Genomic DNA, 23,774 nt, shown 5'->3' with positions numbered 1-23,774 from the left:
AAACTTATCCTGCAAGTCTAATACTAAGTGCTTCATAGGTAAGAGCATAATTTAAAATAGATTCTTGAATTGACCATAAATAGCCTTCATATGGTTTTTTATTTGCTATTTGTGCTAATTTGATCGCTTGATCAAGATATTTGGACATTTTATGTAATAATTCATATATAATAGGCTTACCAGCTATTAAGGGCAAATATTTTTCCAGCTGAGAAACGGTTTGTGCAAATAATTTCTTTTGCATTAAAAACTGGTTAGGAAAAACAAAATGCTCCAGCTTATTCTGAGCAATAGGTAAAGCTTGTGTAGTAGCCGTAGCTAAATAACTTATTATATTATTTGCTTGTTGGATAGCATCGATCATTTTTCCCTGATAATTCATAGATAACTTTAAACGTTTACCGCCTACTTTTATTTCTTTAAACATAGCTGATTTTTTTGCTTGTTTATGAATACCTAAAATTTTCAACGCTTGTTCACGTGAGCAACCTACACCTAAACCAATGCGATGTGGTTTATCTTGTAAAAGTACTGCCGCTAAACCATTTTTACGTTCTTTTTGTATCGAAAGTTGCGCTTCTTGGATTTGATTATCATTAAATGCACGTTCAGATACGACTAGCGTACAAACAAATGTAGGTAAGGTAGGTACCCAGGTTGGAATAGCTTGATTTTTTAAAACAGGTTTATTTTCTATATTAAACCAATGTAAAATTGAGAAACCCATAACTGATCCGATTAGCGTAGCATAAATCATAGCTAAAACCCATTTTTTGCGAATTTTTTTTTGAGGTACATAGCTCGTCCGAGAAACTAATTTGTCCAAGGGATGTGATCGCGCAAGAGGTAATTTAGCAGGTACCATTAAAGGCATTTTTTGGACATATTTTACCTTTGTAGGCACAGACACCAACTTAGAAAAAGGTTTTCGACCGTTTGAACGCAGAATAACTTTAAGATCAGGACTTTTTAAAAGGATATTTTTTTCATCTTCAAATCTTTCCATTACTCTAGCCTCCATATACACAGATCAAGGAAAATATTTTGTCTAAATACAAACTTTTCAAATTAAAAACTCTAAAATTAGACTGATTTAATTTCAAATATATAAAATTTACCTTACAGTGGTTGGGAAATAAATAAAAAAATAGATAACAAACTAGAGACTAAATAACAAACAAGAAAATAGATAACAAACAAGAAAATAGATAACAAACTAGAGACTAAATAACAAACAAGAAAATAAACAACAAACTAGAGACTAAATAACAAACAAGAAAATAGATAACAAACAAGAAAATAAACAACAAACTAGAGACTAAATAACAAACAAGAAAATAAACAACAAACTAGAGACTAAATAACAAACCAAAAAATAGATAGCACAAAAAAGTTAGCTACCTATACAGATATATGATATGTATTAAAGACTTAGCACTAGATCAAAATTAATTGGGTGGATAGTTTATTTGATATAAAAGTGTTAAAAATTTAAAACAAGAAGCGGGCTAAAGTAAATATTACGTTTTTTCAAAATCCTTTGCTAAGAACCTAATTAAATGCACAAAAACTATGATAAAGGCTATTTTTGTTTTTAAATTACATTATTACTAATCGTCTATATTAAGCAAGTTATTAGCTTATCTTTGATTTAGCTTCAAAATAAATTTGATATTTTATATTTTTAATAATTTTTAATTTAATAAAGAATAATATTTATCCTTAATATATTTAAACTAATATATTTATGCACATTGAGTTAAAATATGGTGTATAATTAATTTCACTTTAAGTACAAAATAAAATATATTTGTCGCTCTGTTTTTCTCTTTTGCTCTTATTTTTCTTTTTGCTTTGTTTTTTACTGTTATACATTGGACTAATATTGTTCCAGTGTCTAAATATAAAAAATGGTTTTTGTTTTATGCGCTAATAATAACAATAATAATAATATAGCTTTATATTGCTAAATAAAAAGCAATAAACCACAATAATCATCAAAGATAAATATACAGTTTCCTATGCTCTTATTTTTCTTTTTGCTTTGTTTTTTACTGTTATACATTGGACTAATATTGTTCCAGTGTCTAAATATAAAAAATGGTTTTTGGTCTATGAGCTAATAATAATAATAATAATATAGCTTTATATTGCTAAATAAAAAGCAATAAACCACAATAAGCATCAAAGATAAATATATAGATTCCTAAATTTCAAGAAGGTACGTGATAAAGTGTCACAACCCAATATTCCTAATATTACGCCATTAATTCACATTAGTAGATCAGATGCTTTAAAACTAATGATTGCATCATTAGCCATGGAGGAATTAGGACTTAGCCACGTTTAATTTTTTGAACTAAACATATATTTATCACACAATCAGATATATGTTTGATATTAAAAATCTAAATGGATGAAGAAAATGAACGATAATGAAAAAATGTCCCCGCTAATTTGTATATATTCTTTATGTGGCTAAGGATATATTTGTGATACAAGGGTATATCGCATCCATTAGGTTTAAAAATCAATTTACTTATCCTTATGCAAAAATTTAAATTTCAAAAAATAAATAATTTAAATTTTTAAATGGATAAAATTTGGCGTTCTTTAAAGTTAGAAGTTGTTAATATCAACTACAAGGCGAAAAAGAGCAGGTTTTTTATTTTAATTTTAAATTGTAAGTATTATTAAAATATTAAATTAAAATAAAAAGCTGTAAAGCCGTATGTATTGCAAAATGCTTGTACGGTTTGGGAGGGGCAAAAAAGCTACCTCGTATTCTTAATACCGAAGGTGAAGTGCGACACGTTATTGGCTAAATAATTTTATAAAACCAATCATTTTGTTATTTTATAAAAAAATTATCTTTAAAAGATTTTTTTATAAAATAACAAAAGAGAACTAAAGCGTTCTATCCAAAAACCTGCCTGCGTTGATGTCTGCAGGAAGCTAGGTAGAGGACAGTAAGTAATCTATGGCGAGATAACCAAAGGAATTTTTATTGAGTAAAAGATTACTAACTTATTTTCACCTAAGAAATGTAATTATAATTTTATTTAATTATAATTTTGCTCAACTAATGATTTCCGCCTAAAGATTAAATAAGAATGTAAAACGCTTTGGAACGTGGTAAGCAGCTAAGCTGTGAAAGCAACATCATTGAATAAATGATAGTATTGAAAAAATACTTGATAAATAGATGTTTTAAAAAACGCCATATGAAATGAAGTGCGACACGTTCTTAATTAAACTTAAGCATATTTAAATATGAACTAAATGATTAAGCTAAATAAACATAACACCTGTTTGCGTAACTTGTTTAATCAAGTATGCAAAAAGCCAGGTATGACGAATAAAAATCGGCATTTAGCAAAATATTCAAGGCAAGTATATTATTAAAAATATTTAATAATTGACAAAGAAGTGAAATTACCGTTTATATGGGAAAGTTGTTTAAAAAACTTTCATTTAATTTAAATAACGTAGCTATATACTTTATTCCTAAAACAATAGCTTCTGCCTAAAAATATTAAGATAACTTTAATCATTTGGAACTTGGAAAACAAATAACTTTAATATTTGTGAGAGTGAAAATCATCTTACCTAGGATAAACATAAAAAATGTTTAAGGGATAGATTTTCGATAATTTATATAAATTCTGTACTTGAAAAAATAAATTGTCGAATGCCATGTGAGGTGAAAGTCTCATGCATGGTATATTTGTAAAATATACTTTTATTTATAAAAATTATTAAAAAGCTTTAATTTAAAAATTATTTAAATAAAATAAAATATACAAATAGTTTCGCGTATGGTGTAAGGCAAGAAACTAAGTATTGCAATAAACTACAATATGTTCTCGGTACATTAGCAGGTATCACAAATCCAAATTCACCAACAATTCAAGATCTGATAAATTTTAATAAAATGATAAGCTGCAATCTAAAATCGATCTTTAGCCAAGAATCTAGTATTGCACAACAAATAGTATGTGTCTTGGATGAACTAGATACTTTTTCTGTAGGACCAACCGGCCCAACAGGTCCAACAGGAGAAACTGGTCCACCAGGACCAAGAGGATCCCAGGGTCCGACGGGTCCATCATCACCAATCCTTGGGCCGGTTGGTCCTCGAGGAGCAACAGGCCCAACCGGCCCAACAGGTGCACAAGGTCCTGAAGGATTTCAAGGAAATCAAGGCCCGCAAGGAAATCAAGGCCTTACTGTTACTGGACCACAAGGACCTATAGGGCCAACTGGAACAACAGGTGCACAAGGCCCTACAGGACCAATTGGTATAACTGGTCCAACTGGTAATGGATCCACAGGACCAACTGGCCCAACAGGTGCCCAAGGTCCTACTGGAGTTAGCGTTACCGGTGCAACAGGACCACAAGGACCAATTGGTATTACTACTGTGAGTGGACCACAAGGACCTGTAGGTCCCACAGGAATTACAGGAGTTACTGGCATAACAGGTGCAACTGGTTCAACTGGTGCTATTAATGTTTATATTTCTAATGTTTCAAACAGAACAGTTCAAAGAGGCAGCTTAATGTCCGTAGCTGATACTGTTAATATCAGCTCAATATATACACCAGGTATGTCTTTATCATCACAACTAAACTCGATAACACTTGTCGAAGCGGGTATATACACTGTATTTTTTGGCTTTGGGTATCTAGCATCTTCTCAGGGTCAATATTTTGGTATTGTTCAATTACTCTTAAATAGCACCCCAGTACCTGGAGGTACAGTTTGTAGTGCAGATGCCACCGTATCAGTAAGAGGCTGCTTACCCATGATTAATAAGGTTTTGATTTCTGCACCTGCCAATTCTACTATATCATTTAATCCTTTACCTTTAAGTATTTCATATGTTACTGGCGGAAATGTAACTTTTTTATTAAGTGTCGAACAAATAGGCTAAGAATATTGGTTTTACAAATTTTCAATAAAATTCCCAGCAAAGGATTCAATATTTTATGAGTATATTAATAGGTCCGACCGGACCTACAGGGCCTACAGGTAATATAGGTGCTCCAGGCGGTCAACAAGGGTTAACAGGTCCTACCGGGCCAAACAGTACAGGTATGACGGGAGATCAAGGTCCCACAGGTCTAACCGGTACGCAAGGAATCCAAGGTATACAGGGTCCTACAGGCATAACTGGTATAACTGGTATAGATGGTCTATCTATAACTGGTATTATAGGATTAACAGGAAATACAGGTAATATAGGAGCAACAGGTAATACCGGACCAGATGGACCTATGGGTTTTTTAGCTACTATTACCGGATCAACTGGTCCTACTGGACTTACAGGTTCTACGGGTATTAATGTTACAGGGACACAAGGAATCACAGGTCCTACAGCATATGGTGCTACAGGAACAACAGGCCTCCAAGGAGCTCAAGGATCACAAGGAGCTCAAGGATCACAAGGAATACCCGGAAGTGTATCTTTGAACAAAGAATATGCTTATTTTGCCCAAATTATTAATTCTACCTCTACTTTAACTCAAACAATTAATTTTAATTATCAATATAATCCAAGTAGTAAAATAGCTTTGGTGGGTACTACGAGTATCCAATGTCAACCTGGTATTTATATAGTTAACTTTGGGGGAATTTCGACTACCTCAACAAGGGCTGATATAGCTGACCCTTCAATTTATATATCTCTAGGAGCAGGGTTGTCATTATATCCTAATCTTATTGATCCAAACTTTTGCCTCTTTAATTTTTCGAATGATTCTAATTTAGTACCATATAAAGCTTTTTTCTTTAGTTCAGAAATTTTAATATATGCTTTAGCAGCGGGATCGTTTACTTTGAATAGTCGAGAACCTATTAATCCTTCACTAATACCAGCTATAAATACTTTAATTCCATATAGTCCTGTATATGGTTATGTAAATATCAGGAAAATGAGTTAATAAATTTAGTTATATATAAATAATTTAAAATTTTGAATTATTATTTTTTCATTAAGGAGATAATTAATACACATGTCTCAAGCAAATATACCAGGCATATCTCCGCAAATTTCTTTGGATCAAGAGAGTGTCTTAAATCTTTTATTAGCATCAACTGCGTTAAATTCCGCAGGTTTAAGTCATTTATTGAATGCTGAAGCAGAGAAAATGCAATATATTTTAGGAACTATACCGGGTCTTACTAATACCTCACCACCGTCTTTGCAAGATTTATTAATGGTTGGTAACAGTTTAAATTCAATTCTCCAAAGTGCTGCTGTTAAAAGTTCAGCTTTAAATAGTCAAACAAATGCTATTATTGATACAATTTCTGAACCAGGTCCAACAGGTCCTACAGGACCAACGGGACCAGTGGGCCCGGCAACGGGTAATACCGGACCTACTGGTCCGACTGGTTTAATGATTACAGGTGATACTGGTCCTATGGGTAATATCGGGCCAACTGGTGACCAAGGAATATATGGACCTCTTGGTCCAGCAGGAGCAATTGGCCCTTTAGGTAATCCTGGTCAAATTATTATAACCGGACCAATTGGACCAAATGGTCCAGAAGGAGCTACTGGGCCTACAGGACCACAAGGACAAATAGGACCGACAGGTTCTTCTGGAGCAGTTCAACTCATAACAGGACCTACTGGCCCTACAGGGCCAACAGGAGCTACAATGATTGGTATCACGGGTATAACAGGGATCACGGGTGCAAGTATCACAGGCGTAACAGGGGCTACAGGAGCAACCGGGAATACAGGCATAACAGGAATCAAAGGCGTAACTGGTATAACTGGTTATCCCATATTAGGGTCTGGTTCTTTTGGTTTCGTAGCTACACAACCCATTACTTTTCCTGTAAATATACCTATACCTATTAATTCATACAATAATGTTTATGGCACCAGTAGTATTTCTTTAACAGCAGCGGATACAATTACTTTAGAGCCGGGTGATTATAGTATTGATTATGGTATTAACACCAACCCTATAAATACCTATAAAATAGCAGCTTGTCAGTTATTATTAAATGGCACACCTATCGTTGGTAGCTGCATTTGGAATTCTTATGGTAATACTACACAAAATATATTTATTAACACTTCTGGATCTATTTTAATCAATCTAACTATAACATCAACACTTCAAATAATACCTATCATTTCTGCTCTGGATTTTCAAACAGATACTTCATTTGTAAGTATAGCTGTAAATAACCTTCCTAATTTAGCCTATATTACAATTTTAAAATTAAGTTAAATTAAATAAATTACTAGATGATGGTTATTGTATTACCATCATCTAGTAATTATTATTATGAGATATTTTACAAAAAAGATATTAGACTATAAACTTTAAAGCCATAAAATTTTTGATAAAAATTATAATTATTAATTATAATTTTATTGAATAATTAATAATATTAAAGTATAAATAAAGTATAACGAAAGTATAAATAAATATAATCTAGTTCATGAGCTTTTATCTAAACTTTAAAAATGTTTTTTTTATTGAATTTAACTTTATATTCAATTAATATATTGAAGTGGCAAAAATAATAAAATTATATCGCTTGTGCCCAACTCTTTTAAGACTATATACTATTTTGTATATGGTTTATTTTTTTTGTATATGGTTTATTTTTTTATTTAAAATTTTTTAATTAATATTATTTTAAACTTTTATAATTAATATTATGTTTTAAATACCTGAACTTATATTTATATATTTTTAGGTGTGAATATTAGTTTATATTTCAAATAATTTTTATTTATTTTAATTTTTTAAAAATTTATATCATTAGCACTAGATCAAAAGAATCCTTGCATAAATAAGCTACAAAAGTACCAGTAGATAGAAAAGGAGCAAAGGGTAGGGGGCGGTCTAAGGACCAAGGTTTAAGTATCAAAAAACGGCTAAATATAAATAACCATAGTAAACATATTACTGTTAACCATACTACAATTAAGCCTTTCATATTAACAATTAAACCGATTAAAAAAATTAATTTAACATCTCCCCATCCTAAAACATTAAAAGAAGCAGGGATAGCAAAGAGCAGAGCTCCTACTATGGCAGCCAGGATATAAGTAATTGATTCATATAAATGGCATGTTAAATGATAAATTATCATTACGATGATTCCGCTGTAAGTAAAATAATCCGGTAACCAGTAGCTGGTTATATCTGTTATCGATAAAAATAGCAAGAAAATAATTATGATTAAGCCGGCGATTATTTTAAGATAATTTTTGGTTATAGTAGCTAGAATGATTGAACATATTGTACCAATGATCGGTGCGAACCAAAATTTTTGTAGTTGCCAAGCTATTTGGTATCTTTGTAGCCACCATTTTATAAACTGGAGTAAATGGAATGATAAAATCATGCCTATAAATCCAACACTAAATATTATACTTATCATATTCATCCTTAAAGATGACGTTTTTAGCTTGATTTAGTGTTTGCATGCCATATTTAGCGCCAGTCTGCATAATAGAGGTTAATTGATGGAGCATATTGTTGCGAATCAAATGAGCAGCAGCCGGTATATTGAACAAAATTTCAAACACAGCTTTTAAGCGTTGATCTTTTTTAAATAATTTTTGTGCGGAAATACCTATTAAAACATTAGACAATTGTTTTAAAAGAAAGCTATGTTGTGTAGCTGGAAACATAGCTAATAAATATTCTAATGCTTGTACAATATTACCAGCGTGCATTGTACTAAGAACCATATGTCCGGTAGCAGCAGCTGTTAAACATGCTAAAATAGCTTTTTCATCGCGTAATTCACTGATAAAAATAATATCTGGATCTTTACGCAAAAGCGATTTTAAACCTTCGCGAAAAGAGACAATATCTGTGCCCACTTGTTGTTGTATTACTTGTGCATTTTTAGGTCTTAGTAAATATTCGATAGGGTCTTCTATTGTTATAATACGAACTTTGTTTTTACCTATATGATGTTGTAATAAAGAAGCTAGTGTTGTAGATTTACCACTTCCTGTTGGACCTGTAAAGAGAAATAATCCGCCTTTTTTAAAAGGTAAATGTAAAACCTCAGGAATAGTTAATTGTTTTGGCGTGGGGATAACTTGAGGCAAGATACGGATAGCTAACCCCCTTTTTCCTTGTGAAAAGAATGCATTAATTCTTAAGCTATATAATTTATTTAAAGAAAAACGAAGGTCCATATCTTTAAATTTATGATATGTTATCCTATGCCAAAAAATATCCAAATCTTCTTTAGTACAAAGATAAGCGATTGGAAAAGGTTTTATACAACCATAAATACGCCACCAGGGTCTTTCGTTCTCTAACAAATGAACATCAGTACTTCCTTTTTCAGAAGCATAGTTTATAAGCTTTAATATACCCATAAAAACCCCCTCGTGAATTCATATTCGTTATAACTTCGATTTATCTTCTATTAAATGATTATTTTATCTAAAAAATAAAATATATTAGATTTAGATTTAATATAAATGTTTATATTAAATCTAAATAGATATGTCTTTAATTTTATATCTATAAATAATCTTAATTTATTTTTATTATAAAAAATTAAAAATAATATATAACTTGCTAGAAAAATAATCTAATTAGATTTTAATGATCTAATAGAATGCATTAAAAGCTATGATAATAGCTATTTTTTTAAAATTACATCATTAATAACAGTTTATATTAATCTTTCTGCTTATGTCTGATATGACTATTAGTACTGTTGATAAAACTATAAAAAAGTCATATTACGACAATTAATAAATAAAATCTCTAAAATATGAAAAAATAGCTACCTAGATTAGTGATACAATAGATTTATCATATTATGATACGTAAATATCTGTTAAACACCTAAAAAAAATAATATTAAAACTTAGATTATAATAAATTTTTTAATTTAATTTTTGGAAATCAAAAATTATGGCCTATTTTTTTGGCAAGTATAGGGTATATCGTTATGAGTGAAAGTTTGGGAATGCATTTTTTATTCTTTTTTGGAAAGATGGTCAATTGAAATTTATTTTAGAACAGTAAAAGTTAGTCTATTTCTTGATGGATATAGCGTTAGATCCACAAAGTCTTTGAACCTCTACTTTTCTTTTATAATGTTTTTTTAAATTTGTTAGTATATATAGGTGCAGTAAAGCTACTTAATGTTCTTGAATATACATAGAAAGGAAAAGAAATTTTTTTTTTATGAAATATATATGAACAAGCTCAATCAGGAGTTTTTCTTATACAAATGCAAAAACAACTAAGAGGTGCATAGGTCACCTGCGACTAAAATTAATTTACAATTTTTTATTTCATTTTTCGGCACGTACAGTTTATTATTTATGTTTACTTTTATGATGTTTTATAGTTTTTATTTTTTAAAAATACGATGGGTTATTTTAAAATGAAGTTTAAGAAAATTAAAAATTTGGTATTTTTGGGTTTAGGTATCAGTTGTTTAGCTAGTTTTTCTTTTGGTAGTCATACGGTAGAATTTAATCAAAAGGATGTATCTGGAGGTTTTGAGAAAATAATAGATTATTCTTTTCAAATAATAAATTTTAAATATGCTTATACGCCGGATTTTGGTTTTCTGAAAGAATTGGCTAAATCTCATGGCTTATCTGTCCCTAATTTTGATGAGAAATCATATATTGATATGAATCTAGAGAGTGAACGTGCATTAGAGTTTACGCGGTTGTGAAAAGAGCAGATACCAGATTTCGAACTTTTTTATAATGCTATTTTAGGCGATGGCTTTTTAAAAGAAATGCTTTCATTGGTTCATCAGTGGCTTTTAGCGTTACCTAATGGAGCTAAATTAGTAGAATTATTTTATCAAGTCGCGAATCCAAGATACAGGATTTATTCAACAGAATTACGTTCTTTATTGAAGAAATCATATCCTGAATTTTGGAACAGATATTTTATATCTCCATCATATAAAGATAATTTACCCGCACATAATGTAGAAGAAGATAATCCTCAATCGGACAGTTTGAATGGCAATAATTGATAGAATTTCTGTTTTAGAAGATAGATTTTTTAGGGATTTTTCTGAAGATACTTTTAAAGATATTAAACAAGAATTAAAAAAATTACCTAACAGCTAGGATTAGACCTTATAGTGAACGTGCCAAATTAATTCTTGAAAAATTAGATAAAACAGGTGAATTGAATAGATTATATGACGGTTTTTTAGCTAAGTATACTTAATTCTAGCATATTAATTTCTAGGTTTTTTATTCAAATTAAATTTATAAATAATATTTTTAATTTTGTTTTTTAATTTTATCTTTTTTAAAATTATATATATTTATAAATTTTTATATATGTTATCTTTTAATATATTTCTTTATATTTTATGAAAGTAAAATGATAGTAAATATTTATATATGATTCAATTAATAAAACGGAATTTGATATATATCATAACCGGATACCTTTAATATATTTTTTTTATATATCACTTTTATATAAAAAAATTGTAATTAATAGGGCTATATGGTATATTTTTTTTTGGTAGATATTAATTATATAATTAAAATATATAATTTGGGGATGAACAATTAACCAATCTGTGGATTTTAGAATTTTAACAAAATTGGTTCATGCATTATTTATGTTTACTTTTATGATTATTTATATCTCACTTAGATTTTATTAAAAATATGAGGGGGATTTTATTATGGATTTTCATAAAATTAAAAAAATTACTTTTATGGGTATGGTAGTTAGTTGCCTAGCTAGCTTTTCTTTTTTTATTCAGACGGTAGCGCTTAATAAAGAGGAGTATGAAGATCATCATCAAGAGTCCCCATATTCAAATTTTTATGAGCAAGCCTCCGCTTATACGAGGGATGTTGTTTTTTTGAAAGAATTGGCCAAATCTTATGGCTTAGCTGTTCCGGATTTTGATAAGACGTCATATATCGATGCTTATCTAGAATCTAAACAAGTTGAATCGCTAAATCTTCTTATGGAAAAGGAGATTCCGAATTTTAGGTTTTTTAAGCCGGGCTTGATTAATGATGATGATTTGGAGACAAGGTTGTCGTTGGTTCATAAGCTTCTTTTAGCATTACCGAATGGAGCTAAATTGTTAGAATTGTTTGATAAAGCTCATGATACAAGCACCCAGATTTATTTCAAAGAATTATATGTGTCATTGGAGAAATATTATCCTAAAGGTTATGCAGAATATTTTGGGCCTCCATCAACTGTATATAATATACCTAGTTCTCAAGCGAAAGCTGTAATGGTAATAGTGGATTTAAACAATGAATTATTTGATAATTTTTCATCCGATAAGTTTAAAGAGATTAAGCAAGAATTAGCAAAATTACCAAACAGTACCAAACTAATAAAGTTATTTTCTGATTGCGTTGAAAAAGACATAAAACCTTATATCAATGAGAAGAAATTTGAGAATATGTTAAGCACCTCTTTTGGAGACATTTCAGAATTAGAACGTTTCTGGATACGTGATGTCGCCCGTAGGCCTTATAGTGAGCGTGCAAAATTAATTTTAGCAAAGTTAGATAAAACAGGTGAATTAAATAAATTATATGACGGTTTGTTTCGCTAAATATATTTAATCCTAGCATATTGATTGCTAGGATTTTTTGGTTTAAATTAAATTTATAAATAATATTTTTTGCTTTATCTTTTTTAATTTTATATTTTTTAAATCTTGGCTTTTTAAAATTACATATATATTTATAAATTTGTATATAGATTAGCTTTAGATATATTGCTTTTTATTTTATTTAATTAAAATGGTAGTAAAATATTGATATATGATTCAATTAATAAAATGGAATTTGATATATATCATTATCGGATTCCTTTAATATATTTTTTTATATTTTTTTATATTTTATCACTTTTATATAAAAAACTTGTAATTAATAGGACTATATGGTATATTTTTTTGGTAGATATTAATTATATAAGTAAAATATATAATTTTGTGATGAATAATTAACCAATCTGCGGATTTTGGAATTTTAACAAAATTGGTTCATTCATTATTTATGTTTACTTTTATGATTATTTATATCTCACTTAGATTTTATTAAAAATATGAGGGGGATTTTATTATGAATTTTAATAAAATTAAAAAATATCTTTTTTTGGGGGTATGCTTTACTTGCTTATCTAGTTTTTCCTTGGCTACACAGACATTAGAAATTAATCAAGATCCTAGGGTTGATTTTCAAGTTTTGGATGAGTCATTACAATCTGCTTATGATGTTAATTTTCTTTTTATAAAAGCCCTCGCTCAAGCACATGGTTTGGCAGTCCCTAATTTTGATGAGACATCATATATTGACATGAATCTAGAGAGTCAACGTGCATTAGAGTTTATGCGTTTGGTAGAAGAGAAGGTACCTGATTTCAAGTTTTTTGATAATGCTATTTCAGATGCTAATTTTTCAGAAGAAAAGCTTGCTTTGATACATGAGCGTCTTTTAGCATTACCGAATGGATCTAAATTGGTAGAATTGTTTGATAAAGCTCATGATCCAAGAATCCAGATTTATTTCGCAGAATTATATGTGTCATTGAAGAAATCTTATCCTAAAGGTTATGCAGAATATTTTGGTCCTCCATCTGCAGATGAAGTTATATTTAGTTCTCAAGCGGAAGCTGTAAAGGCAATAATGGACAGGCTCTATAATTTAACCTATGAATTATTTGATAATTTTTCATCCGATAAGTTTAAAGAGATTAAGCAAGAATTAGCAAAATTACCAAACGGTACCAAACTAATAAAGTTATTTTCTGATTGCTTTGAAAAAGACATAAAACCTTATATCAATGAGCGCAAATTTGAGGATATTTTAAACGGCTATATTTATCCAACTATTGGTCCGGATAATAAATCTTTGGATTCCGATAGCCAATCTTTTGAATCCATTTCAGAATTAGAACGTTTCTGGATACGTGATGTCGCCCGTAGGCCTTATAGTGAGCGTGCAAAATTAATTTTAGCAAAGTTAGATAAAACAGGTGAATTAAATAAATTATATGACGGTTTGTTTCGCTAAATATATTTAATCCTAGCATATTGATTGCTAGGATTTTTTTGTTTAAATTAAATTTATAAATAATATTTTTTGCTTTATCTTTTTTAATTTTATCTTTTTTAATTTTATCTTTTTTAAATCTCGGCTTTTTAAAATTACATATATATTTATAAATTTGTATATAGATTAGCTTTAGATATATTGCTTTTTATTTTATTTAATTAAAATGGTAGTAAAATATTGATATATGATTCAATTAATAAAATGGAATTTGATATATATCATCATCGGGTTCCTTTAATATATTTTTTTATATTTTTTTATATTTTATCGCCTTTATATAAAAAACTTGTAATTAATAGGGCTATATGTTATATTTTTTTTGGTAGATATTAATTATATAAGTAAAATATATAATTTGGTGATGAACAATTAACCAATCTGTGGATTTTAGAATTTTAACAAAATTGGTTCATGCATTATTTATGTTTACTTTTATGATTATTTATATCTCACTTAGATTTTATTAAAAATATGTGGGGGATTTTATTATGAATTTTAAGAAAATTAAAAAATATCTTTTTTTGGGTGTATGCTTTACTTGCTTATCTAGTTTTTCCTTAGCTACACAGCCATTAGAAATTAATCAAGAGCCTAGGGTTGATTTTCCGGTTTTGGATGAGTCATTACAATCTGCTTATGATTTTAATTTTCTTTTTATAAAAGCCCTCGCTCAAGCACATGGTTTGGCAGTCCCTAATTTTGATGAGACATCATATATTGACATGAATCTAGAGAGTCAACGTGCATTAGAGTTTATGCGGTTGGTAGAAGAACAGGTACCTGATTTCGAGTTTTTTTATAATGCTATTTCAGATGCTAATTTTTCAGAAGAAACGCTTGCTGAGATACATGAGCGTCTTTTAGCATTACCAAATGGAGCTAGATTAGTAGAATTATTTGATCAATTACAAATGCCCCGATATAACCTTGTATCAAAAGGCATTTATGCAGCATTTGGGTATGATGAAGTAGGAATTACTAAAGAATTATTAGATAATGAACAATTTATGAATATATTTAAAGCGATAGTTTTTTCTTTCCCGGGTTTTTCGGAAGATGGTTTGCAGGATGCGCATCGTGAAATTAGAAAATTGCCAAACGGTGCTAAATTAGTAGAGTTATTATCATCAGCTATAGAAAAAGAAATTAAACCACATTTAAATTTATCAAAATTTGATGAAAAGTTATCTGAGTTTTTGTATACAGATAATAAGAATAGAGAAAATAGTCAACGAATTTCAGAATCAGACACTTTTTTTCTACGAGATGCTACTAGTAGACCTTATAGTGAGTACGCAAAATTAATTTTAGAAAAGTTAGATAAAACAGGTGAACTTGTTAGATTATATGAAGATTTCTTTAAATAACAATAAAAATCCTAGCCCTTTAAAGGCTAGGATTTTTATTTTTCCAAATCAAAATTATTTTTTAAATATAAAGAAAGATCAGCGTATGTTTTTGATTTATATATTTTTTAGATATTATTTTTATAAAAATAATATACAATATAATTTGATATATGCATTTTATTTTAAGATTATGAATTATTTGTTTGACTAATATATAATTATCTTTGTGATTTATAATTTGATGATTAATCTTCTTTATCTATTATTGGAAAAATATTGGCATTGTTAGTACCAAAGACTTGAGCGAAATTTTGGCAATATGGTAATAGTTCAGGCATATTACTTTTACTTCCTATTTTTTGGATTAAAAGATTATATGATTCTGTTAAAAGATTATTATTGGGTAAATTTTGTAGTAAGTAGTTGGCTTTGTTCCATGTTTCATTATATTTTTGATTAGCTTCTGCTGTAGATAATGTACTTTCATCTGATTCATCTACATTTTGGTCTTTAAAATAATTCAAGTGTAGTAATGCTTCTAAACTTTCTTGAATCAATTTTGGTTCATTTAATTTTTTTAAATCGTCATCTGATTTGAATTCATATTTATTTTTGAGTGATTCTTTTAATTGGGATATAAAAACTTTTCCTATAATATCGAATCGTGCTTCTTCAGATGTGCAATTTGGAGATATATTATTTTTTTCGCAATAAGGTGATATTTGTTTATTTATTGTTGTTTGTGTTTGTATTTGATTTTCCTGTTTTTTGTTATTGATTAGATATATCCATGTAGCCGCTGATAAACAGCCCAAAACGCTGCAAATCAAAGAAATTTTTGCGATTTTATTCATTTTAATATTAATTTTCATTTAATAATTCCCCTTATATGATTTTAGATATTTTTTGTTTTATATAAATAGTTTTCTTTCATTTCTTTAAGTGATCTTAACTTCTGTTACCAGTATATACCATGCGGTTAGTTTATAAAAGAATTTTTTTTATAAATATTACTAGTCGTTTAATAAGCTATTTATTCTTTCGATTTATATTCATTATATAAATAATCTTATAAAAATAGATTTGTATCAATATAATTAATAAACAACATTTCATTTATATTGATCTGATATATCACAAGATTTAGTATATTATTCGTTTATAAAGCACTTGATCGGAAATATGAATATAGCCGATTAGTCATGATTTAATTTCAACGCAGAACTATCAATAATACATAAAAATATATGTGCATTATTGATAGTTCTCAATTTATTTCAAAAAATAAATGAAGGCAAACCTTTTTATTTTTTATGATAAGTTTAAATTTTAATTAAAATATATTTTATTTTTATATTATTTTTTTTAAAATAGTATATTTTTTTATATTTATATTTTTTATTTTTATCTGTGATATTTATTTTTTAAAAATTATTTTTCCTTGATTTGTTATTTTATTCGTTGTATTATGGCTATAAAGCAATTTAAAATATATATCTATAATAATATGGGGGTTACTTAAGTAATATGAATAATAGTATAAGTATTAGTAAATGTATTAGAACTTCAGTTATGTTGATTATGACCATGATTTTATTCTTGGCTACCGCTTTAGCATTCAAGTCGCAAGCTTTGTCGTCGCCAAAATATATATCGAACAAAACGGTGATCACTGAACATCATTCGACAAAGATTACTAGTCAAAGTTCTTATCTAGAGCGTAAGGGTGCCAAAGTCGCTCAAAAGACAAAATTAATTAAACCTAAAGTTGTTAAACCTAAAGCTGTTAAACCTAAAGTTGTTAAACCTCAAACTAAAGCTTTTAAAAAATTAAATTCTAAATTTTATAGTTTTAAAAAAGAAAGTTTATCTTTTTCATCTAGTTCTTACAGTGCGAGAACTAATACTTCATATCGAGAATCTACAATCAAAAATGGAGTGCGTAGATCAAAAGAGCATAGTCGTAAAACGTCTGAAAATCATATGACAAAAAGTGTAAAAAGAACAGTAGAGCAATCTAGATTATATAGTTCTAGAAGATAGTATTTGATTATTTTAATTTTTTAATTTATTTTTTGATTTTAAGTAGGCAACTAGTTTGTTTGATTTATTAATATTATTTTGTTGATAAAAACCTTAAATGCCTTGAGACTTATGAGCGTATTTAAGGTTTTTTTATTTTTCATATATTTAATTTATAAGATTATTTTTATTAATTATTTTATTGATGATGTTTTCTTATAAATAAATTCAAATAATTTAATTATTATTTTATCGGATTGGAATTGTGGTATATTTGTTATTATTTTTGTTTTAATTTATTGATATAGACAATTAGCTAAGATATTTTGTATTTATTTCTATTGCTTGAATTTTATTTAAAAATGCAAAGTTAAAAAAATGCTTTTTATATATTTTTTTAAATATATTTTTAAGCTTTAGTTAAAATACTAATGTTTTTTTATACATAGTATATTATTAATATTTTTAGATTTTTTTTAACAGATTTATATTTCTCCAACAGTTTTGGATTTCTTTCAATATTTTTAGATTTTTTCCATAGTTTTCAATTTATTTTAAAATAAATTGAGTGCAAATCATGTCATTTCTTATATGATAAGTTGTTATTTAAATTGTAATATATTTTAATTTATATTTTATATATTATTTTTTTATATTTTAATATTATTTATTTTAAATACAAATGTAGTCATTATCATATCTTTTAGTGCATTCAATTAGGTTCTTAAACTCTCTGTGCGGTGTTTTTTGGACAAGCTTATGCTCGAGGTTTTATATGTGTTGTTTGTATCAGTTGCTGTTTTTAATTATATTGACATTAAAATATTATTTAGGAATAAATTACCTCTTAGGATTAATTTTCATGTTATTTTTAATATTAGTTTGTATTTGATAGGAGATTGCTATTTTTTATGCTAGAATAGCCTTTGGGTATAATTCTCGAGTTATATGTCAACCTTTTTACTGTTATTTAAATAGGGGGAGGAAAATAATAGGGGAAAGAGAAAAAGTTTAAGTATCTAAGGCGGGGTGACAGAATTTTATGGATAATGATATGAGTCCTGGTATAACCATCAAGGGCGTGCGTGGGGGTTTATTGTTTCTTTTTGAAGATACTCGTCCATTTTCATCACTGCTTTTGGAGTTGAAACAAAAATTATTTGAGTGTCCTAATTTTGCTAATATTTGGAATGGTCCTAAGATGAATGTGACAATTAAGTTGGGTAAGCGGCATATCACCCCGCCTGAGGAGGAAGCCGTTCGGAAAATATTTTCTGACAGAAGAAATTTAATTGTTCAGGCTTTTGAAAATGATTATAACCATAAGATGGCTGAATTATCAAAAAACCTTCATCCTCTTCAGTTATTAACGGGAACAGTTCGTTCAGGTCAAATGTTATCTCATAAAGGTGATCTTTTATTTATGGGGGATGTTAACCCTGGGGGTTCTGTTATATGTACTGGCAGTATTTATGTTATGGGTTCTTTGCGTGGTATTGCGCATGCTGGTATGGAAGGTAATCGTGATGCAGTTATTGTTGCTTCGTCTTTTAGGCCGACACAATTGAGGATAGATAATGTTTTGTCTCGTCCTCCCGAGGATTGGGAAACAACGAATGATGGAGTGCGTTTTGCGCATATTGTGGAGAAACAAATTCAAGTGGAAAAGATAATGCATTTTAAAAGGCATCGACAACAATTTGTTTGGTGGGCAAAGGGATAAGAGAAACATAAGGAGGTAGCGCAACGTGGGTGAGAGTTTGGTGGTAACTTCGGGGAAAGGGGGAGTTGGTAAGACGACAACATCAGCCAATATAGGTATGTCGTTGGCTCTTTTAGGTAAGCGTGTTTGTTTAATTGATACAGATATTGGTTTGCGTAATTTAGACGTACTCATGGGTTTAGAAAATAGGATTGTTTACGATCTCATTGATGTTGTCGAGAAGCGTTGTCGTATGGAACAGGCACTTATCAAAGATAAGCGTTGTGATAATCTTTATCTTATGCCAGCGGCACAAACGAAAGATAAAACAGCGGTTTCTGCTGATGAAATTCGTGGGCTTGTTTCAATGGTTAAAGAAAATTTTGATTATGTCATTATTGATTGCCCGGCGGGGATTGAAAATGGGTTCCAGAATGCGATTGCTGGCGCAGAACGCGCTATTGTGGTGACAACGCCTGAAAGCACGGCTATGCGTGATGCTGATCGTGTCGTGGGTATGTTAGAGAAGGCTAATCTTTTTGCCCCGAAGTTAGTTTTAAATAGGATTAAAAAACATATGGTACGTGATGGCGGTATGATGGATGTTGATGAAGTTGTAAATGTTCTTGCTTTGGAACTTATAGGGGTTATACCAGATGATGAACAAGTTATCAGAGCTGGTAATTGTGGTGAGCCCATTGCTTTAGATAGTTCAAATCAAGCTGGCCGTGCTTATAATGATATTGCTAGGCGTATGTTAGGTGAAGCAGTACCTTTAAAGCTTTGGTCGACAGATAATCGTGTTCTATCCCGCTTACGCCGTTGGTTAGGTTTTGTATGATTGGTCTAGAGATTAAGGACAAGGAATATATTAAAGAGAACCTACTTTTTTGTTTTTAGTTTTAAATTTTTCGTTTTTTATTTTGTTTCGGTTTTTTATGAAGGAGGATGGAGCTTGCAACCTGTTTCTTGGAAACGTGATCGTGATGGTTGGAAGATTTTGCCTCATAATAAGAAGAAGCAGAGTATCATAATGAAATCTTCTGCTAAATTGGATCAACATAGCGGTTTACGTCCTAAACGCCTTTATCGTATGTTGAAGCGTATATACATACAAGGTTTGTTAGCTTTTTTTCTCAGTATTTTAACATTGCTTCTAAGTCATGCTCGGACACCTTTTTTGCAACCTCTTACATCATGGCTACACGTGTCTTTAACACAAGATATGAACATTCATGCTATAAAGGATTGGTATCAGCGAACGATTGGTTTGTCGACGTCTTTTTTACCTGCTTTTTCCCGTTTAGACGGTTCAGAGCAAAATGGCGTTGTTACTGTTTCTTCATTGAAAGATCATCGTAAGTATATAAAGAATGTTAAAATCTTACAAGGTGGTAAAGTATTATCTATTATCCATCTGCCGCAGACGGGATATCGTATAATGATTGAACATGCTAATGGGATAGTTACATGTTTTGATGGTTTGCGTAAAATAAATGTTAAAGAACAGCAAATCATTGGTGATAATTATCATCTTGGTGAGTTAGTTGGACAGCTTAAACTTTTAGCTTGGCAGGGTGGAGTTCCAATCAGTACGGCAGGATTTGCAACGATTGACTAAGTATCCTTGGTTGGGTATAAAAATTAAGATACACATGTTATGTTGGTTAATGTTGATTTTCTCGGTTTGGACGGGTCATTATATCGAAATTTTGACCTTATTTATCATTATTTTAATTCATGAATTAGGACATTTGACGGCTGCGTGGTCATATGGTTTGCGTGTTAGAACAATTTGTTTATTTCCCTTTGGTGGTATAGCTGAGGTAGATGATAAAGGCTACATATCATGGACGAAGGATATTTTAATTGCTTTAGCAGGACCTTTTTATAATGTGTTGTTTATTTTTATAAGTGTTTTCTTGCAAAAAATATTTTTCCTTTTAGGATATTCATATATAATTGATGAAGCTTTATTAGCTTATTTTGTGAATTGTAGTCTGTTTATTGCGCTTTTTAATTTATTACCTATTTATCCTTTAGATGGTGGGCGTATTTTACAAGCCATTTTAAGTTTCTATTTACCATGGCGACGTGCTTTATATATCAGCTGCTACTTGAGTTTTGTTTTTGCTTTTATCTTGGGTATTTTTGCTTTTATGAACATGAGTTTAACCGATGTTTGGCATTTCATTATGATTGCTTTTTTCTTATTTTTAGCTAATATTAAATTCTTAAAAGAGATTTCTTATAAACAGATTCGTTTTCTCATGTATCGTCTTGTGCATGGTCCTCCTCAAAATGCCAAAATAATGAGCTTGGATATCGTTGATGGAATGCCTATTAATTTTTTTTTGCAACATTTTTATCGAGAACGTAAACATATTTTGGTTAGAAAAATTTCTCATAAACAAGCATTTATCTTTGATGAAACGACCTTGTTGAAAGATTATTTTAAAAAAGGACCTTTGTATGTGGATGGCTTGCTTGATTTGGCAAATTCATGCTACAATAAAGAAAGGTCTTGATTTTTTTTGTAAAACATTTTTCATCGTAGTTCTAGGAGGTTTTTTGTGTGTATGCAATTGTTGGTATAGGCGGTAAGCAGTACAAAGTTACGGAAGGCCGTTATATAGATGTTGATAGGTTATCTTTAGACGTAGATGCTGAAGTTATATTAGATAAAGTTGTTATGTTACAAGGTGATAACAACCAATTACATGTTGGTGCACCTTATGTATCTGGTGCGCGTGTTGTTGCTAAGGCTTTAGCTCATGGCCGAGGTAAGAAGATCACGGTGCTTAAGTATAAGCCTAAAAGCCGTTATCGTCGTAAGTTAGGTTACCGCCATGATTATACACGTTTACAAATTGAACGTATTCAGGTAGGTTAGTTTTTTTAAATAGATGATTATTGTATCAGTTTATCGTAATAGACAACAAAAAGTACAAAGTGTTGAAATCAATGGTCATGCTAAGGCAGCGCCTTATGGACAAGATATCGTATGTGCTGGCGTATCGGCTGTGGTTTTTGGTATTATTAATGCGGCTGATGATTTACTTACTTCACCGTTGTCGCTTGAAAAAGGTGATGGTTATGTACGGTGTGGTTTTGTTTCTGATTTAAAATGTCCTCAGGCACAGCTTTTGTTAGAAGTGATGGCTCATATATTAGGTCAATTATCATTGGACAATCCTAAAAATATCGAAGTTAGAAATATTTTGGAGTGAATAATATGCGTATTGATTTACAGTTTTTTGCTTCGAAAAAGGGTGTAGGTTCGACTAAAAACGGTCGTGATAGTCGTTCGAAGCGTTTAGGTGTTAAAAGGTCGGATGGTCAGCTTGTAAATGCTGGTTCTATTTTAGTTAGACAAAGAGGTACAAAAATCCATCCTGGTGATAATGTTAAAAAGGGATCAGACGATACTTTGTATGCCTCGGTCAGTGGCGTTGTTTCTTTCAAGCGTTATGGTCGATTTCGTAAGCGTGTTCATATTCAACCTATAATTCAGAAAACGAGTTAGTAGGGGAGGTAAATTTTTTGCAGAAACACGCGCGTTGAGAAACGGTAGCTACGTTTTGAGCAGCTTTTGACTGCTTGTTGTGGCTATCGTTTCTTTTGTTTTGATCTATGACAACATAGATGGGGTGTATTGTTAATTATGGTTCAAATTGAAGCTTGGCCGGAATTAGTCTTTTTATTTTTTTGTGCTATAGTTATATTCTTGATTTTATATTTAAAAAAACATTGGCAAGAAATGATATGGATTGAAGAAAGTGAACGTTTAAAGCAATTCTTACATATGAGGCGTCATGCCTTATTAAATGATTTACAAATCTTGTTAGCTTATAATCAATTAGCACAAATAGATAAATTGCATCTTCATTTACAAAAAATTATCAGTGGTGTACAAGCTGAACAAAAATTTTTAGAAATTAAGTATTCCCCGCTAGCAGCGATGCTGCTACTTTTACCCTCTTTTTTGCCGAAAACAAATGTTAAACTAATCGTTGATCCTTTTTTAAGATTATTACGACAAAAAGAAGCTAGAGATATTTGCTATACTTTACAAGAAATTATTTTACATATAAAAAAAATATCACCTAAATGGATCATCTTCCACTTTGAAAAACAGAAAAATGTGATAAATATTCGTCTGACATCATCTATTAAATCTATTGAAGCTCTCCTAGCTGATGACGAAGGCCTGTTTTTACGTGAACGAGAACAAGTGATTTCCGTTATATTCCCGCTTAAAAAAAGCTATTTACAGCAAGAACAAAAGATACAGAAAGTATGTTGATGATTAACAACATAAAAACCTCTTTCTTATATAAGGAGAGGTTTTTATGTAATTATTTTTACTAATAACCAGTAATGAAAATAAATAATATTTTTTAAAAAATGTTATTTTTATCAGCGCTGTTTATCTTAGTGGATTTTAATAATTATATTATTAAATATTATGTGTTGGTATCTTTTGGATTTGTCATATCAATTACTCCTTTTATGCTAATATTGAATTTTAGCTTATTTTTATTATATATTTGTTTGAAAAACCATTTTACTATTGAGCTTGTTATTTTCAATATGTATAATTTAAATA

General features: G+C 29.6%; 21 protein-coding genes. 17 read left to right on the top strand and 4 right to left on the bottom strand.

Annotation, left to right across the window (positions count from 1 at the left end; genetic code table 11):
• Window positions 1–4: 4 nt before the first annotated feature.
• Window positions 5–1,006, bottom strand: a complete 1,002-nt coding sequence (locus tag VS182_RS06710; protein ID WP_479488640.1) for a hypothetical protein — start codon at window positions 1,004–1,006, stop codon at window positions 5–7.
• Between the two features lie 2,928 nt (window positions 1,007–3,934).
• Here VS182_RS06710 and VS182_RS06705 point away from each other — a divergent pair.
• The 3 genes from VS182_RS06705 (at window position 3,935) to VS182_RS06695 (ending at window position 7,253) form a co-directional block, all read left to right on the top strand.
• Window positions 3,935–4,936 carry a hypothetical protein gene (locus tag VS182_RS06705; RefSeq protein ID WP_479488639.1) on the top strand — a complete coding sequence of 334 codons (1,002 nt, stop codon included), beginning with the start codon at window positions 3,935–3,937 and terminating at the stop codon, window positions 4,934–4,936.
• Between the two features lie 55 nt (window positions 4,937–4,991).
• Complete coding sequence (locus VS182_RS06700) at window positions 4,992–5,945, top strand: hypothetical protein (protein ID WP_479488638.1); 954 nt, start codon at window positions 4,992–4,994, stop codon at window positions 5,943–5,945.
• Window positions 5,946–6,017: 72 nt separating this feature from the next.
• A complete protein-coding gene (locus VS182_RS06695) occupies window positions 6,018–7,253 on the top strand; it encodes an alpha-helical endospore appendage domain-containing protein (protein ID WP_479492533.1) in 1,236 nt (411 codons plus the stop codon).
• Between the two features lie 532 nt (window positions 7,254–7,785).
• On the opposite strand, the gene VS182_RS06690 is transcribed toward VS182_RS06695, so the two are convergent.
• Both VS182_RS06690 and VS182_RS06685 read right to left on the bottom strand, forming a co-directional pair.
• Window positions 7,786–8,418 carry a prepilin peptidase gene (locus tag VS182_RS06690; protein WP_479492532.1) on the bottom strand — a complete coding sequence of 211 codons (633 nt, stop codon included), beginning with the start codon at window positions 8,416–8,418 and terminating at the stop codon, window positions 7,786–7,788.
• Window positions 8,399–9,376, bottom strand: coding sequence for a type IV pilus twitching motility protein PilT (locus VS182_RS06685; RefSeq protein WP_479488635.1), 978 nt, complete (start codon window positions 9,374–9,376; stop codon window positions 8,399–8,401). Before VS182_RS06685 ends, VS182_RS06690 begins: the two co-directional genes overlap by 20 nt.
• Window positions 9,377–10,401: 1,025 nt before the next feature.
• Between VS182_RS06685 and VS182_RS06680 the strand changes: the two genes are divergently transcribed.
• From VS182_RS06680 to VS182_RS06660, 5 genes are all read left to right on the top strand, one after another.
• Complete coding sequence (locus VS182_RS06680) at window positions 10,402–10,701, top strand: hypothetical protein (protein WP_479484379.1); 300 nt, start codon at window positions 10,402–10,404, stop codon at window positions 10,699–10,701.
• Between the two features lie 75 nt (window positions 10,702–10,776).
• The gene (locus tag VS182_RS06675; RefSeq protein WP_479492530.1) at window positions 10,777–11,013 is read left to right on the top strand and encodes a hypothetical protein; all 237 of its coding nucleotides are present in this window, start codon (window positions 10,777–10,779) and stop codon (window positions 11,011–11,013) included.
• A 672-nt stretch (window positions 11,014–11,685) separates the two neighbouring features.
• Window positions 11,686–12,585 (top strand): hypothetical protein, encoded by a 900-nt coding sequence (locus VS182_RS06670; protein WP_479492529.1) that lies wholly within the window; start codon window positions 11,686–11,688, stop codon window positions 12,583–12,585.
• Window positions 12,586–13,132: 547 nt separating this feature from the next.
• On the top strand, window positions 13,133–14,050 hold the full coding sequence (locus VS182_RS06665; protein ID WP_479492528.1) for a hypothetical protein: 918 nt from the start codon (window positions 13,133–13,135) through the stop codon (window positions 14,048–14,050).
• A 563-nt stretch (window positions 14,051–14,613) separates the two neighbouring features.
• On the top strand, window positions 14,614–15,459 hold the full coding sequence (locus VS182_RS06660; protein WP_479484375.1) for a hypothetical protein: 846 nt from the start codon (window positions 14,614–14,616) through the stop codon (window positions 15,457–15,459).
• 227 nt (window positions 15,460–15,686) lie between these two features.
• Here the strand turns inward: VS182_RS06660 and VS182_RS06655 are convergent, their stop codons facing one another.
• The gene (locus tag VS182_RS06655) at window positions 15,687–16,313 is read right to left on the bottom strand and encodes a hypothetical protein (protein ID WP_479484374.1); all 627 of its coding nucleotides are present in this window, start codon (window positions 16,311–16,313) and stop codon (window positions 15,687–15,689) included.
• 655 nt (window positions 16,314–16,968) lie between these two features.
• Between VS182_RS06655 and VS182_RS06650 the strand changes: the two genes are divergently transcribed.
• From VS182_RS06650 to VS182_RS06610, 9 genes are all read left to right on the top strand, one after another.
• Entirely contained in the window at window positions 16,969–17,484 is a 516-nt protein-coding gene (locus VS182_RS06650) for a hypothetical protein (RefSeq protein ID WP_479492527.1), read from the top strand.
• A gap of 1,021 nt (window positions 17,485–18,505) precedes the next feature.
• A complete protein-coding gene (minC, locus tag VS182_RS06645; RefSeq protein ID WP_479484372.1) occupies window positions 18,506–19,186 on the top strand; it encodes a septum site-determining protein MinC in 681 nt (226 codons plus the stop codon).
• 25 nt (window positions 19,187–19,211) lie between these two features.
• Window positions 19,212–20,006: a septum site-determining protein MinD gene (gene minD, locus VS182_RS06640; RefSeq protein ID WP_479484371.1), complete on the top strand. Its 795-nt coding sequence runs from the start codon at window positions 19,212–19,214 to the stop codon at window positions 20,004–20,006.
• A 114-nt stretch (window positions 20,007–20,120) separates the two neighbouring features.
• A complete protein-coding gene (locus VS182_RS06635) occupies window positions 20,121–20,786 on the top strand; it encodes a hypothetical protein (protein WP_479484370.1) in 666 nt (221 codons plus the stop codon).
• The gene (locus VS182_RS06630) at window positions 20,743–21,693 is read left to right on the top strand and encodes a M50 family metallopeptidase (protein ID WP_479484369.1); all 951 of its coding nucleotides are present in this window, start codon (window positions 20,743–20,745) and stop codon (window positions 21,691–21,693) included. The genes VS182_RS06635 and VS182_RS06630 overlap by 44 nt, the downstream gene beginning before the upstream one ends.
• Before the next feature lie 47 nt (window positions 21,694–21,740).
• Window positions 21,741–22,058: a 50S ribosomal protein L21 gene (gene rplU / locus VS182_RS06625; RefSeq protein ID WP_479484368.1), complete on the top strand. Its 318-nt coding sequence runs from the start codon at window positions 21,741–21,743 to the stop codon at window positions 22,056–22,058.
• 13 nt (window positions 22,059–22,071) lie between these two features.
• A complete protein-coding gene (locus VS182_RS06620; protein ID WP_479484367.1) occupies window positions 22,072–22,395 on the top strand; it encodes a ribosomal-processing cysteine protease Prp in 324 nt (107 codons plus the stop codon).
• A gap of 5 nt (window positions 22,396–22,400) precedes the next feature.
• On the top strand, window positions 22,401–22,691 hold the full coding sequence (gene rpmA / locus VS182_RS06615) for a 50S ribosomal protein L27 (RefSeq protein WP_479484366.1): 291 nt from the start codon (window positions 22,401–22,403) through the stop codon (window positions 22,689–22,691).
• Between the two features lie 138 nt (window positions 22,692–22,829).
• Window positions 22,830–23,471 (top strand): hypothetical protein, encoded by a 642-nt coding sequence (locus VS182_RS06610; protein WP_479492526.1) that lies wholly within the window; start codon window positions 22,830–22,832, stop codon window positions 23,469–23,471.
• Window positions 23,472–23,774: the final 303 nt, after the last annotated feature.

The sequence above is a fragment of the Pasteuria ramosa genome (assembly GCF_056496785.1).
The sequence above is the reverse complement of the archived record's forward strand: the minus strand, read 5'-3'. Positions and strand labels throughout refer to the sequence as shown.

Excerpts from the sequence above, each read along its gene's own strand:
- VS182_RS06710 (WP_479488640.1), bottom strand. The coding sequence starts at position 1,006 with ATGGAAAGATTTGAAGATGAAAAAAATATCCTTTTAAAAAGTCCTGAT.
- VS182_RS06705 (WP_479488639.1), top strand. The coding sequence starts at position 3,935 with ATGATAAGCTGCAATCTAAAATCGATCTTTAGCCAAGAATCTAGTATT.
- VS182_RS06700 (WP_479488638.1), top strand. The coding sequence starts at position 4,992 with ATGAGTATATTAATAGGTCCGACCGGACCTACAGGGCCTACAGGTAAT.
- VS182_RS06695 (WP_479492533.1), top strand. The coding sequence starts at position 6,018 with ATGTCTCAAGCAAATATACCAGGCATATCTCCGCAAATTTCTTTGGAT.
- VS182_RS06690 (WP_479492532.1), bottom strand. The coding sequence starts at position 8,418 with ATGATAAGTATAATATTTAGTGTTGGATTTATAGGCATGATTTTATCA.
- VS182_RS06685 (WP_479488635.1), bottom strand. The coding sequence starts at position 9,376 with ATGGGTATATTAAAGCTTATAAACTATGCTTCTGAAAAAGGAAGTACT.
- VS182_RS06680 (WP_479484379.1), top strand. The coding sequence starts at position 10,402 with ATGAAGTTTAAGAAAATTAAAAATTTGGTATTTTTGGGTTTAGGTATC.
- VS182_RS06670 (WP_479492529.1), top strand. The coding sequence starts at position 11,686 with ATGGATTTTCATAAAATTAAAAAAATTACTTTTATGGGTATGGTAGTT.
- VS182_RS06655 (WP_479484374.1), bottom strand. The coding sequence starts at position 16,313 with ATGAAAATTAATATTAAAATGAATAAAATCGCAAAAATTTCTTTGATT.
- VS182_RS06650 (WP_479492527.1), top strand. The coding sequence starts at position 16,969 with ATGAATAATAGTATAAGTATTAGTAAATGTATTAGAACTTCAGTTATG.
- minC (WP_479484372.1), top strand. The coding sequence starts at position 18,506 with ATGGATAATGATATGAGTCCTGGTATAACCATCAAGGGCGTGCGTGGG.
- VS182_RS06620 (WP_479484367.1), top strand. The coding sequence starts at position 22,072 with ATGATTATTGTATCAGTTTATCGTAATAGACAACAAAAAGTACAAAGT.
- rpmA (WP_479484366.1), top strand. The coding sequence starts at position 22,401 with ATGCGTATTGATTTACAGTTTTTTGCTTCGAAAAAGGGTGTAGGTTCG.
- VS182_RS06610 (WP_479492526.1), top strand. The coding sequence starts at position 22,830 with ATGGTTCAAATTGAAGCTTGGCCGGAATTAGTCTTTTTATTTTTTTGT.